A 13,087-nucleotide genomic window follows, 5' to 3' on the forward strand; every position below is an offset into this window, starting at 1 on the left:
TTACCGTTGAATTTGTTTGTTTCGATTAGTATAACACATTAATAATAATAGTCTATACTATTTAAAGATTTTTGTGTGTGTTTTTTCATTTCTGCTATGAAAATATGCTTTTTGGTGATGCTAATGGTGAGGAGAAAAAAGAGGGAGATAATTCTTATGAAGCATTGACATGACGCAAGGGTTTAAGATAAGATATCTTATTGAACGGATACTCTTATCCCGAGTTGGTGGAGGGACAGGCCCGATGAAGCCCAGCAACCGGTTTCTTATGAAAAAGGCATGAACATGCTGAGAAACCAAGGTGCTAACCTGATGCAAGGTACAAGAACACCTTGAGCGATAAGAGTGAAAGGCATGCGATCTCAGACCCTTTCCTCGCAATGAAGGAAATGGTTTTTTTATTTTTGGGATATCATATGAACAAATTGCCAATAACATCTCTAATATAAACGTTTTTAAATATAAGAGGGAACGAGTTCCGTATCATATTGGAGGCCTCATCTTGGGATGATGTGGTCTTGTACAGGAGGAAATAGCCATTATGAGTCAAAATCGTCGTTTATTTACTTCAGAATCAGTGACAGAAGGACATCCGGATAAAATCTGTGATCAAATTTCAGACAGCATTTTGGATGAAATTTTAAAGAAAGATCCAAATGCACGTGTTGCCTGTGAAACTTCTGTTACAACCGGTCTCGTATTAGTAAGCGGTGAAATTACAACGTCTACTTATGTCGATATTCCAAAGACGGTGCGTGACACAATTAAGGAAATTGGCTACACACGTGCGAAATATGGTTTTGATGCGGAAACATGTGCGGTCCTTACATCAATTGATGAACAGTCTGCTGATATTGCGCAAGGTGTAGACAAAGCGCTTGAAGCACGTGAAGGAACAATGACTGAAGAAGAAATTGATGCGATTGGTGCAGGTGACCAAGGATTGATGTTTGGTTTTGCCAACAACGAAACCGAAGAGCTCATGCCGCTGCCGATTTCACTAGCGCATAAATTATCTCGCCGTTTAACAGAAGTACGTAAGAATGAAACACTTGCCTACCTTCGTCCAGACGGAAAAACACAAGTGACAGTTGAATATGATGAGCAAAACAAACCAGTTCGTATTGACACAGTGGTTATTTCTACGCAGCATGCACCAGAAGTGACGCTTGAACAAATTCAAAGTGACTTAAAAGAGCATGTCATCAGCCCTGTCGTTCCAAGTGAACTGATTGATGAACAGACAAAATACTTTATTAACCCAACTGGCCGTTTCGTGATCGGTGGACCTCAAGGGGATGCTGGTTTAACTGGACGTAAAATCATCGTTGATACGTATGGCGGATACGCTCGTCATGGCGGTGGTGCTTTCTCAGGTAAGGATGCAACGAAGGTTGACCGCTCTGCGGCATACGCTGCTCGTTACGTAGCGAAAAACATCGTAGCTGCCGGCCTTGCAGATTCTTGTGAAGTACAGCTTGCTTATGCAATTGGTGTTGCACAGCCTGTATCGATTTCAATTGATACATTCGGAACAGGAAAAGCTTCTGAAGAAAAATTAATTGAAGTGGTTCGTGCAAACTTTGATCTTCGTCCAGCTGGCATTATTAAAATGCTTGACCTGCGCCGTCCGATCTACAAACAAACAGCTGCATACGGACATTTCGGCCGTCACGACTTAGATCTTCCGTGGGAAAAAACGGATAAAGCCGAAACACTTCGCAAAGAAGCATTGGGACAATAACAACATAGAAAACCGCTTATTTTAAGCGGTTTTCCTTTTGATTAAAAAAAAATCTACAAAAAGCGAAAAAATGTGAAACAAAATCGGACAAAATACTGTCTAATTATAGGTCTACTTTTAAGAAATAACATAACGTGGAGGCAATAATATGTGTGGGTTTGTTGGTGTATTTAATCACCGTCCATTGTCCGAAACTACTGAACAGGAAGAGCTAATTAAACAAATGAATCGTCTCATCGTTCATCGCGGTCCGGATGATGAGGGTTACTTTCATGATGAGCATGTAGGATTTGGATTTAGACGTTTAAGTATTATAGATGTTGAGCATGGAAAGCAGCCGCTTTCTTATGAAGATGAAAAGTACTGGATTATTTTCAACGGAGAAATTTATAACTATGTGGAGCTGAAGGAAGAGCTTTTGAAAAAAGGCTATACATTCAGCACAGATTCAGATACGGAAGTACTTCTTGCCACATACCGTCATTATAAAGAAGAAGCGGCTTCAAAGCTTCGCGGCATGTTTGCATTTTTAATTTGGGATAAAGAAGCGCAATTATTATATGGCGCAAGAGATCCTTTTGGCATCAAACCGCTTTATTTTACACAAATGGATGAGCAAGTGTACTTCGCGTCTGAACGCAAAAGCTTGATGGCAGTGAACGAGAACATTTTATTTGATGAGACATCCTTACAGCAATACATGTCATTCCAGTTCGTACCTGAGCCAAATACACTTGATCAAAAGGTGCACAAAGTAGAGCCAGGTCATCAGTTTACTTTACGCCCAGGGCAGGAGATTGAATTTAAGACTTACTGGAAAGTTCAATTCAAGCCTGAGCAAACACAAGAACAAAAGCTGATTGAAGAAGTCCGCGATGCAATCTATGATTCTGTGAAAATTCATATGAGAAGTGATGTACCTGTTGGTTCATTCCTATCAGGTGGTATCGATTCTTCTTTCATCGTATCTGTCGCAAAGGAATTTCATCCTGAGCTGAAGACGTTTTCTGTTGGCTTCCAGCAGGATGGCTTTAGTGAAGTTGATGTGGCGAAGGAAACGGCTGATAAGCTGGGCTTACAAAATTTCAGTGCTGTGATTTCTCCTGAGGAATATATGAATGAGCTTCCGAAAATTGTTTGGCATTTAGATGATCCTTTAGCTGATCCAGCGGCGATTCCATTGTACTTCGTGGCAAAGGAAGCGAAGAAACAAGTGACGGTTGTTCTTTCTGGTGAGGGAGCAGACGAGCTGTTCGGTGGATATAATATTTACCGTGAGCCGCTTTCTCTTAAACCATTTGAATCTGTTCCATCTATGCTGAAAAAGCTTCTTCTTCGTCTGGCGCGCTTAATGCCAGAAGGAATGAAAGGAAAAAGCTTTATCGTCCGCGGCTGTACACCATTAGAGGAGCGTTATATCGGTAATGCGAAAATCTTTGAAGAGCCAGTAAAGAAAAACCTCTTAAAGCAGTATGATCCGAACATTACGTATCGTGATGTGACGAAGACATACTTTGAGGAAAGTGCAGGCTACAGTGATATTAACAAAATGCAATATGTTGATATTCATACGTGGATGCGCGGTGACATCTTATTGAAAGCAGATAAGATGACAATGGCGAATTCTCTTGAGCTTCGTGTTCCATTCCTTGATAAGGTCGTATTTGAAGCGGCTTCTAAAATTCCAGAAGAGCTGAAAACAAAAGATGGCACAACGAAATATTTATTGCGTAAAGCAGCAGAAGGCATTGTGCCTGACCACGTGTTAAACCGCAAGAAGCTGGGCTTCCCTGTTCCAATTCGTCATTGGCTGAAAAATGAGATGAACGCTTGGGCGAAAGACATCATTAAAAACAGTCAAACGGACGAATATATTAACAAAGCGTATGTGCTTGATTTATTAAATGAACATTGTGCTGGTAAAGCAGATCATAGCCGTAAGATTTGGACCGTTCTGATCTTTATGATTTGGCACAGCATTTATGTGGAGCGCAGTATTGATCCAGAGCAATTGAATCATCAACCAAAAGAAGTCATCTTCAGTTAATGAAAAAAGGTTTTCAGCTTTGTGCTGAAAACCTTTTTTGTCATGATAGAAAGTGGCGGAAAAGGGTAAAATAACAAGCGGTTCATAGTTATTGCTTAATATCCTGAAAAAAACATGATAAAGTGAAGATACACGTATGATGTTAACGAGATAAAAGGGAACGATAGTATTGTCCTTTTTCTACATATTCTCTGCGGATTCGGTCCATGTCTAGAATATCTTCATCTGTTAACAGCCGAACGACTTTGGCTGGACGGCCAAAAGCGAGTGATCCTTTTGGGATGACCTTTCCTTGAGGGACAAGACTTCCTGCACCGATAAAGGCGCCTTCGCCGATCTCCGCACCATCGAGAATGATGGACCCCATGCCAATGAGGGCATTTTTTCGAATGATTGAGCTATGTAATGTGACTTGGTGTCCAATGGTAGCACCATCTTCAATAAGAAGTGTTTTTCCAGGACTTTGATGCAGGCACGATAAATCTTGAATGTTGACGTTCTTTCCAATTCTCACAGGTGCCACATCGCCTCTGATGACAGTTTGGAACCACACGCTCGAATATTCTCCAATTGTGACATCACCGGTAATGGTGGCGTTATCTGCGACAAAGACCGATTCATGAATCTCAGGTGTAAACTGATGATATGGATAAATCACTTTTTCGACTTCCTTTCTTAATACAACATTTGTGAGGTGTTTACTTTGTGGACTTGGCATGCTGAAAGACCAGTTGGTACAATTGTGATTGTACATGGTGCGAGTGAATATCACGGCCGATATAAATGGCTGATTGAAATGTGGCGAAATGCAGGTTATCACGTCGTCATGGGTGACTTACCTGGGCAAGGCACTTCGACACGTGCGCGTGGCCACATTCGTTCGTTTCAAGAATACATTGATACAGTCGATGAATGGATCGAACATGCGAAATCATTCAGACTTCCTACATTTTTACTTGGACACAGTATGGGTGGACTCATTTCAATTGAGTGGATGAAGCAGTATACCCATACGAAGTTGAATGGCCTTATTTTATCATCACCTTGTTTAGGCCTGCAATTTAAACCGAAGAAGCTGATGGATTTTGCGTCAAAAGGTCTAAATGTGCTGGCACCGTCTTTTAAAGTGGAGTCAGGTCTGACGATTGAATTAGCCACACGAAATCAGGCAGTGATTGAGGCAGACTCAAATGATTCTCTTTACGTGACAAAGGTATCGGTTCGCTGGTATCGAGAGCTGATCAAAAATATTGATGCGGCGATGCAGCCGACAAATGTCTTTAAATCAATCCCGCTCCTTTTAATGCAGGCTGGTGATGATAAGATCGTCGATAAAACGAGGGTAATCAAATGGTTCAATGGCATAGAATCAACCAATAAATCATACCGTGAATGGGAAGAGCTGTATCACGAAATTTTTAATGAACCGGAAAGAGAAGATGTGTTTAAGGCGGCAAGAGCCTTTACCGATCAATATATTTGATTGTGAGCTTTAAGTTGGGGGTGGAGTGATTTGTCAGTACCAGAGCGTCCTTTTGCACTGATGACAAAGGTGTATAAAGATATTTTTCCGCTTGTTCATCAGGAGCTGAAAAAGTGGCGGGCTCATGCAGAAATGATTGAAAATGAAGAACTGAGAACGCAGGCACTAGCGAGCATATCCAGTAAAACGTTTCACTGTGAAGGCGGAGGTATTTTATCTCTTCTAGCAGGTGAAGAGAAAGAAACGTGTATTGAATTCATCGTGGCATATCAAACCATCAGTGATTACTTAGATAACCTATGTGACCGCAGCACGTCGCTTGATCCAAAGGATTTTCATATGCTGCATCAAGCGATGAGAGATGCGCTTGATATTCATGCTGAGCTCAAGCCATACTATCAATTCCGTGAGGATCAAGAGGATCATGGATACTTACATGCGCTTGTCCGCACATGTCAAGACGTGCTTACGCGCGTTGAGCATTATCCAATCATTCAGCCATATTTACATACGCTGTGTGATTACTACAGTGATCTGCAAGTACATAAGCACGTTGTTCCTCATGAGCGTGTGCCAAGGCTAGAGTCGTGGTTCCGCCAATATGAAAAGGATTTGCCGAAGATGGAATGGTATGAGTTTTCAGCTTGTGCGGGATCGACGTTAGGGATATTCTGTCTTGTGGCGTATGCGCTGCAGCCTGATTTTACAGAAAAGCAGGCGAAGCAAATTTACGAAAGCTATTTCCCTTATATTCAAGGTCTGCATATTTTACTCGATTATTTAATTGACCAAGAAGAGGACCGGCTTGGGGGAGATTTGAACTTTTGCTCATACTATGATTCTCATCATGAGATGATGGATAGACTTCAGCATTTTATCGAAAAAGCGGATGAGCAGCTGAAAGGCATTCCGCATGAGAACTTTCACAAATTGATTAACAGAGGGTTACTCGCGGTCTATTTGTCCGATGAAAAAGTGACAGCCCAAAAAGAGATGAACAAGCTGGCAAAAAGGCTGATCAAATCAAGCGGGAAAACATCATTCTTTTTCTATATTAACGGAAGAGCCTATCGGACCTATCAGAAAATGCCTTGGATGAAATCCTCATAAAAAAGCTCAAATCCATTAGGATTTGAGCTTTAGCATGTAGACAAACCATCGCGTTCGGTGTCAGGTCTGCAAAGATTTTCTATCATGCTGAAAAGAAGAAAAAAGCTAAAATGCACATCATTTTAGCTTTTTTTCAATGGCGACCACAAAAGGCGGGTCGTTTTGAATATTCATGTATTGATATGATAAAACTTGTACTTCTTCATGAGACAGTGATCTGCAATAGTCGAGAAGCACTTCTTTTTCTCTTTTACCTTCGGGATGTCCGTGGTAGATCACAAGGACGATCAGTCCTCCGGGTTTGAGCCATTCGAGGAGCTGTTTAATCGCTTCAATGGTTGTATGCGCCTGAGTGGTAACGGCTTTATCGCCTCCAGGCAGATACCCAAGGTTAAACACTGCACCAGATATATGTCCATAAACATCCTTCGGCAGATGATCCGCCAGTTTTTCATGTCCATCATGGATCAGGTGAACGTAAGGATATTGATCGCCAAGCCTTTTGCTTGTCTGCTGCAAGGCTTCCTCTTGCACGTCGAATGCAAACACTTGTCCATCAGTTCCTACAAGGTCAGCTAAATAGAGTGTATCGTGGCCGTTTCCCATTGTTGCATCTATGACGATGTCGCCTTTTTGACACGCGCGTTCTAACAGCTCTTTACTAAAAGGAAGCATGCGTTTCAAAATCATTTGGATGCTTCTTCCAATCTGACGAAACGTTTCCCTTGGTAGCTGTTACGTCTTTCGAGCTCTGCATTAATGGCATTTAGTACTTCCCACTTGTTTACACTCCACATTGGACCAACCATTAATTCAATTGGGCCGTCTCCTGTAATACGATGAATAATCATTTCTGGCGGAAGAATCTCCAGCTGATCACAAACAAGCTGAACATATTCCTCCTGGCTTAAAAACTCAAGCTTTCCTTTTTCATATTGCTTGACCATTGGGGTCCCTTTTAAAAGGTGAAGTAAATGAATTTTTATTCCTTGCACATCTAAATCCGCAACAGCTTTTGCTGTTTCCATCATCATGTTCCGGTTCTCAAGAGGCAATCCGTTGATAATATGCGAGCAGACACGAATTCCGTGTTTTCTCAGCTTTTCTACACCTTCAACGTAGCATTCATAATCATGAGCACGGTTAATGAGCATAGCTGTTCGTTCATGTACCGTTTGAAGACCGAGCTCTACCCATAGGTAAGTGCGTTCGTTTAATTCGGCTAAATATTCCACTACGTCATCCGGTAGACAGTCAGGTCTTGTTGCAATGGATAGACCTACGACACCATCTAGGTTCATGACGGTTTCATATTTTTCTTTTAGGACAGGAAGCGGCGCGTGTGTGTTTGTATACGCCTGAAAATACGCCATGTATTTTCCGTCTTTCCATTTTGTATGCATCCGGTCTTTGATTTCATTAAATTGAGTGATGAGATCATCAGCCCGGTTTCCTGCAAAATCACCAGAACCAGCGGCACTGCAAAATGTACAGCCGCCGTGGGCTACGGTACCATCACGGTTTGGGCAGTCAAAACCGCCGTCTAAGGCTACTTTAAATACTTTATGACCAAAGTGTTCACGCAAATGGTAGTTCCATGTGTGATAACGTTTTTCGCTGTTTGAATATAAAAAAGGGTTATGCTGATCCAAGTCAGTAACCTCCTTGCATAATAATAGGCATCCTTAAAGTTTAACAAAAATCACGAAGGAGGACAATTGAATCTGTCCAACATTTTCTTTAGTGAAAAAGCTTTATATGGGCAAAATAGGCGGGAGCGATGATGAAATGGAGGGAATGTAAGATGGCAACAAGGCAGTCGATCGATGAATTTATTCAAAAAAGTACTGAAACCCTTGAGTTTGCAAGTGAGCAATTTGATTTGAGCTCACGACAGGAACATTATAATGAGGAAGAGTTTTCTAAAGCACAGCTTATGCTTGAGAATACGGTCAACGAATTAGAAAAATTAAAAGATGTCGCCAATGACCAGCAAAGAGAACGGTTAGACAGGGCGCGTGTTCAAATTCAGAGCTTGCAAAACCAAATGATATTAGGAATTTCTTACGATAACGTTTAATGAACAGATCCTTCTTAAAGGGTCTGTTTTTTATTTTTGAAAGGCTATTGACTTTTAGATTGAGTGTCTATATTGTATTAAGTGTACTACATCAACTAATACACTATAGACACTTAAAAAGTGAAGAAAGGTGTTCAACCATGAAAAAAGAAAAAAAGCCAATCAATTTGAAGTGGATGGTGCTGGCTGTTGCGTTAGCATGTACATTTTTTTTCGTTCTCGTTTTCATTGGTTTTGAAGTTCAAAAAGATTTGATACCCAATTCGGTTCCTTTAATGCAAGGACATGAACAAGCGATAGGACTGCAAAAGCATGAATGAGGAAAGAGGGAGCCATCATGATCCAAATAGATCCAAGAAGCGCTGCGCCAATATATGAACAAATCATTGAGCAGCTCAAAATTTTATGTTTAAAAGGCGTGATGAAGCCAGGTGACAAACTGCCCTCTGTCAGAGAGCTCGCCACCATTATTATTGCCAACCCAAACACCGTGAGCAAAGCGTATAAAGAACTTGAACGGGAAGGGATTATTGAAACGCTAAGAGGCCGTGGTACGTATGTAACAGAAGGTGCTCAGTTAAAGCTGAATGAAGGGAAGGTGCTCGAGATGAAAGAACAGTTAAGACAACTCATCATAGAAGCTCATTATGCCGGTATTGATATTCATCAACTGAAGGAATGGCTAGAAGAGATCGGCTCAAGTCTTAAAGGAGGAAAACAAGTTGATTGAGGTCAGAAATGTATCAAAAACTTTAAATGGACGCCAAGTCCTCAGTGACGTTTCCTTCAAAATAGGAAAAGGTGAGATCTTCGGTCTGTTAGGGCGGAATGGCTCTGGAAAAACAACGCTTCTCCGATTGATACAGCAAATTCTTCTTCCGGATGAAGGAGAGATTTATTTTAAAGACGTGCTGGTGAAAGACCACCCTCTAGTGAAGCAAAATATTGTGTTTATGCCAGTCGTGAATCCATTCTTTGACAGATACAATTACGGACAGCTTGTCCAGCTGTTAAAGCATATTTATCCGAGATTTGATGTAACTTATGCCAATGAGCTTGTGAACCGGTATGAGATCCCGGAAAAAGTAAAATATCGTGAATTGTCAACAGGATTAAAGAAACAGCTGTCGCTCATTTTAAGCTTTGCGATCAAACCAGCGGTCATTTTATTGGATGAGCCGACTGATGGAATCGACGCTGTTACAAGAAATGATGTGCTTCAGCTCATGATCGACGAAGTGGCAGAACGTGAAACATCGATTCTCATTACATCTCACCGTTTAGAAGACATTGAGCGTATGTGTAATCGAATCGGATTTTTAGAAGGAAATGAACTCACAAGTGTCATGGATTTAGATGAATTAAAGGATGACTATGTCAAAATCCAAATGGCCTTTGAAGAAGATATGAACTTAAGTATTCGTAAAAATGGCGTTGCGATTTTGGATCAAGCGGGCGTTTTCTATACAGCGCTTGTTCTTAAAACCGACGTGGAGGCTAAAGAGTACTTGAAGTCACTAAAGCCAAAAGTATGGCATGAACTACCTGTGAATTTAGAAGAAGTATTCATTGCGAAGTTTGGAGGGAAACGCAGATGGTAAAGCGACAATTATTATATAAGGAGTGGAAGCAATCTGAGCTGACATTCATTTTAGTGATGCTTGTTGCTGCGCTTGCGACGCCCTTCGCATTCTTAATGGAATATTCGTCTTTTCAAACATGTCTAAATGATACAGAGTGTATTGTCGATTCACCGCGTTTTTCTTATTACTTTAATACAGATGCTTTTCTCTCCCTTTCTTGGTTAATGGGGCTCTTCTTTGCTGTCATTCAGCTGGGATTTGAGAGAAATAAAGGGCATATGGACTTTACCTTATCTTTACCGTTTAGCAGAAGTGCAATTTATCACACAAAGTTTTTCTTAGGTGCTGGAATCATTGCAGTCGTTCATGCCGTTTCTTATGTTCTTACTTATTTACTTATTTTAGGACTTAACCCACTAGAGACACCTGGATTTCATAGCGGTTATGTCATTTCGCTTGTGTCCTCCTTGATGTTTTATAGTTTATTTTTTGCAGCGGGTACTTTAACCGGAAGTTCCATTGCGCAAGCAATCGTTGGGTTCAGCACAGCTATTTTACCCTTTTTAGTGATCGGATTACCGCTTGTTCATTTAGATTTTATTATAAAGACAAGTGGAAGTTGGTTAGATAAGAGCTTCGCTTATTTGATATCGCCTATGTCTCCAATCAACTATATTATAGATGAACCTTTCCGATCTGATTATCCTCTTTGGTTCTCAGGCGAAAAAATCATTATACCTATTGTCATGATGGTTCTGTTCTATCTAATTGGCTTAATTAGCTTTATAAAACATCCAATTGAACGAAATGGCCGCTTCTTTCTTTATCAAAAGATCGATCGACCAATTCAAATTATGGTCATTGTCTTCGGAGTTCTAGGATTTGGCTGGGTTGGATTTTCTTCAGACAATTCCATATTTGGTTATATTGCTGGCATGCTCATCGGTGGAGCTGTGGGCGCATTAACGAGTTATTTCTTAATCTATAGAAAAAGATAAACAGAGAGCAGGGGAGTAGAGATGATTCAGATTCAAGCATTAGATCATGTATTTAAAATTGGTAAAAAAGGTAGGGAAAATGAAATTCCTGTACTAAAAGGGATTGACCTGTCCATCAAAAGAGGTGATATTGCTTGTATTGTTGGACGAAGTGGTTCAGGGAAATCGACTTTGTTGAACTTAATATCAGGCTATATTACGCCAACGAGTGGACAAATTACCATTGATGGCACCAATGTGACTGGCTTTAATGAAAAAGAATGGGCAGACTTTCGCTTAGATCACTTTGGCTTTATCTTTCAAAGCTTTCAGTTGATCGGGAGCTTAACAACGTATGAGAACGTTGAACTTCCGCTCACTTTAAAAGGTGTGAAGCCGTCTGAACGAAAAGCGAAAGTAAAAGAAATGCTGAAACGAGTAGGTCTTGAACATCACGCAGGACATTACCCAAATGAGCTGTCAGGCGGACAGCAGCAGCGTGTGAGTATTGCAAGAGCCTTGATTTTAAATCCATCTATTATTTTAGCGGATGAACCAACAGGGAGTCTGGATTCAGAAACTGAAGGAGAAATTCTAGCCTTTATCCAGCAGCTCAATCGTGAAAAAGGAATTACATTTGTCATCATTACACATGACGATGAAGTCGCTTCAATCGCAGACACAACGTTCCAGCTTCACGATGGTGTATTAAAGAAAGGGGAACAGTCCATTGAAATTTAGAGATCAGGTCAAATTCATCAGAAGAAATATGAAGAAAAATAGATTGCGTGTGTTTATGACCATTCTTGCAACGACAATGGCATGCTCTTTCTTAATCGTTTTAGCTTCTGTCGGTTTTGGTTTGCAAAAATCAGCTCAAGATGAAATTATGAAGCAGCAAATCATCACAGAAATTAAAGTGTTAGGAAAAGAAAAAGGAGACGTCAAGATTGATGATTTAAAGAAATATGATCATGTGAAATCTGTCGTCTCAAGAACATCGATCATTCCATTGGTTAACGTCGAGCTCGATGACCGTTCAAGTGAAACACATGCTGCTTTAACCGATATGAAAGAAGAAAAAGAAGCAGGGCTTGAACTAGACCGTGGAAAAGTGCCAACATCAGCGAACGAAATTGTGGTCGGATATCATATGGCGGAACAGCTGTGGACAAAAAAAGAACGAGAAGCCTATGAAAAAGAATTAAATCAGACGTCAAATGGGGAAGAAACACCGAAGGAGCCTAAAGGCTACAAGAAAGATATTTTAAATAAAGTGATTCAAATCAAAGTGCCAAAACTAAATGAAGAAGGTGAAGTCGTTAAAGAAAAAACATTTGATTTCCGTGTAGTAGGTGTTTTGAAAAAGCCGAATTTGGAGTGGCAGGAGGATCATAAAATTCTGATTCCGAATGCTTATGAAAAAGAATTTGGCCAAATACTCGACCTGTCTCCTGAAGCAGGAAATGTCGAGAAAATGACCTCTGTTTATGCAGATAAATTCGACAATGTCGGTGCACTCACGGATAAACTAACAGATGAGGGCTACCAAGTCATCTCTGTGACGAATCAGCTAGAAGGAATGGCTATGTTCTTTACAGTCTTCAAAATTGGACTTATTTTTGTCGGATGTATTGCAGTCATTATTTCTGCCATCGGTATTTTCAATACGATGACCATGGCGGTAACAGAGCGAACACAAGAGATTGGGATTATGAAAGCCATTGGCGCGAATCCATCCATTATCAAGCGAATGTTCCTAATGGAAAGTGCTTATATTGGAGTCATCGGATCAATCATCGGTATTATCATCTCATATATCATTAGTTTCGCCGTTAATTTAATCATCCCAGCCATTTTGTCGTCCATGTCTGAGGGAGGATCAAGCGATCAATTCTCGATTACTTTTTCCTATATTCCGCTTAGCCTTGTGATTACAGCAACAGTGATCAGCGCAGGGGTAGCGATCATCTCAGGGCTGAACCCGGCACGTAAGGCAACAAAAACGAATGTATTATCAGCTTTAAGAAGAGAAATTTAAAAAAGAACCTCCTGGAAACCCG

At 40.6% G+C, this 13,087-nt stretch carries 14 protein-coding genes and 1 riboswitch; of the genes, 11 read left to right on the top strand and 3 right to left on the bottom strand.

Features of this window, described 5'->3' with window-relative positions:
• Positions 1-211: 211 nt before the first annotated feature.
• Positions 212-346: riboswitch (SAM riboswitch) on the top strand.
• Between the two features lie 195 nt (positions 347-541).
• Positions 542-1,744: a methionine adenosyltransferase gene (gene metK / locus V6Z54_RS12455; RefSeq protein ID WP_039180847.1), complete on the top strand. Its 1,203-nt coding sequence runs from the start codon at positions 542-544 to the stop codon at positions 1,742-1,744.
• Positions 1,745-1,892: 148 nt separating this feature from the next.
• On the top strand, positions 1,893-3,791 hold the full coding sequence (gene asnB, locus V6Z54_RS12460) for an asparagine synthase (glutamine-hydrolyzing) (RefSeq protein WP_073978707.1): 1,899 nt from the start codon (positions 1,893-1,895) through the stop codon (positions 3,789-3,791).
• A 142-nt stretch (positions 3,792-3,933) separates the two neighbouring features.
• Here the strand turns inward: asnB and V6Z54_RS12465 are convergent, their stop codons facing one another.
• Positions 3,934-4,449 carry a gamma carbonic anhydrase family protein gene (locus V6Z54_RS12465; protein ID WP_041086765.1) on the bottom strand — a complete coding sequence of 172 codons (516 nt, stop codon included), beginning with the start codon at positions 4,447-4,449 and terminating at the stop codon, positions 3,934-3,936.
• 45 nt (positions 4,450-4,494) lie between these two features.
• On the opposite strand from V6Z54_RS12465, the gene V6Z54_RS12470 reads away from it, so the two are divergent.
• Both V6Z54_RS12470 and V6Z54_RS12475 read left to right on the top strand, forming a co-directional pair.
• Positions 4,495-5,274, top strand: coding sequence for an alpha/beta hydrolase (locus tag V6Z54_RS12470; RefSeq protein WP_260774640.1), 780 nt, complete (start codon positions 4,495-4,497; stop codon positions 5,272-5,274).
• Positions 5,275-5,304: 30 nt separating this feature from the next.
• Complete coding sequence (locus V6Z54_RS12475) at positions 5,305-6,384, top strand: tetraprenyl-beta-curcumene synthase family protein (protein ID WP_039180839.1); 1,080 nt, start codon at positions 5,305-5,307, stop codon at positions 6,382-6,384.
• A gap of 117 nt (positions 6,385-6,501) precedes the next feature.
• Here the strand turns inward: V6Z54_RS12475 and V6Z54_RS12480 are convergent, their stop codons facing one another.
• Both V6Z54_RS12480 and V6Z54_RS12485 read right to left on the bottom strand, forming a co-directional pair.
• The gene (locus V6Z54_RS12480) at positions 6,502-7,074 is read right to left on the bottom strand and encodes a class I SAM-dependent methyltransferase (protein WP_041086761.1); all 573 of its coding nucleotides are present in this window, start codon (positions 7,072-7,074) and stop codon (positions 6,502-6,504) included.
• Positions 7,071-8,036 carry a TIGR01212 family radical SAM protein gene (locus tag V6Z54_RS12485; protein WP_338527375.1) on the bottom strand — a complete coding sequence of 322 codons (966 nt, stop codon included), beginning with the start codon at positions 8,034-8,036 and terminating at the stop codon, positions 7,071-7,073. Before V6Z54_RS12485 ends, V6Z54_RS12480 begins: the two co-directional genes overlap by 4 nt.
• 152 nt (positions 8,037-8,188) lie before the next feature.
• Between V6Z54_RS12485 and V6Z54_RS12490 the strand changes: the two genes are divergently transcribed.
• The 7 genes from V6Z54_RS12490 to V6Z54_RS12520 all read left to right on the top strand — a co-directional run bounded on the left by V6Z54_RS12490 (position 8,189) and on the right by V6Z54_RS12520 (position 13,065).
• Complete coding sequence (locus V6Z54_RS12490; RefSeq protein ID WP_039180834.1) at positions 8,189-8,464, top strand: YtzC family protein; 276 nt, start codon at positions 8,189-8,191, stop codon at positions 8,462-8,464.
• 140 nt (positions 8,465-8,604) lie between these two features.
• Positions 8,605-8,784, top strand: coding sequence for a hypothetical protein (locus V6Z54_RS12495; protein WP_039180825.1), 180 nt, complete (start codon positions 8,605-8,607; stop codon positions 8,782-8,784).
• 17 nt (positions 8,785-8,801) lie between these two features.
• The gene (locus tag V6Z54_RS12500; protein WP_019743690.1) at positions 8,802-9,194 is read left to right on the top strand and encodes a GntR family transcriptional regulator; all 393 of its coding nucleotides are present in this window, start codon (positions 8,802-8,804) and stop codon (positions 9,192-9,194) included.
• The gene (locus V6Z54_RS12505) at positions 9,187-10,065 is read left to right on the top strand and encodes an ABC transporter ATP-binding protein (RefSeq protein ID WP_041086754.1); all 879 of its coding nucleotides are present in this window, start codon (positions 9,187-9,189) and stop codon (positions 10,063-10,065) included. The genes V6Z54_RS12500 and V6Z54_RS12505 overlap by 8 nt, the downstream gene beginning before the upstream one ends.
• Positions 10,059-11,045: an ABC transporter permease subunit gene (locus V6Z54_RS12510; protein WP_041086752.1), complete on the top strand. Its 987-nt coding sequence runs from the start codon at positions 10,059-10,061 to the stop codon at positions 11,043-11,045. The genes V6Z54_RS12505 and V6Z54_RS12510 overlap by 7 nt, the downstream gene beginning before the upstream one ends.
• 21 nt (positions 11,046-11,066) lie before the next feature.
• Positions 11,067-11,765, top strand: a complete 699-nt coding sequence (locus tag V6Z54_RS12515; RefSeq protein WP_041086750.1) for an ABC transporter ATP-binding protein — start codon at positions 11,067-11,069, stop codon at positions 11,763-11,765.
• Complete coding sequence (locus tag V6Z54_RS12520) at positions 11,755-13,065, top strand: ABC transporter permease (protein ID WP_041086748.1); 1,311 nt, start codon at positions 11,755-11,757, stop codon at positions 13,063-13,065. Before V6Z54_RS12515 ends, V6Z54_RS12520 begins: the two co-directional genes overlap by 11 nt.
• Positions 13,066-13,087: the final 22 nt, after the last annotated feature.

The organism is Bacillus sp. MAG717A (assembly GCF_036884855.1).
GTDB lineage: Bacteria > Bacillota > Bacilli > Bacillales > Bacillaceae > Bacillus > Bacillus safensis.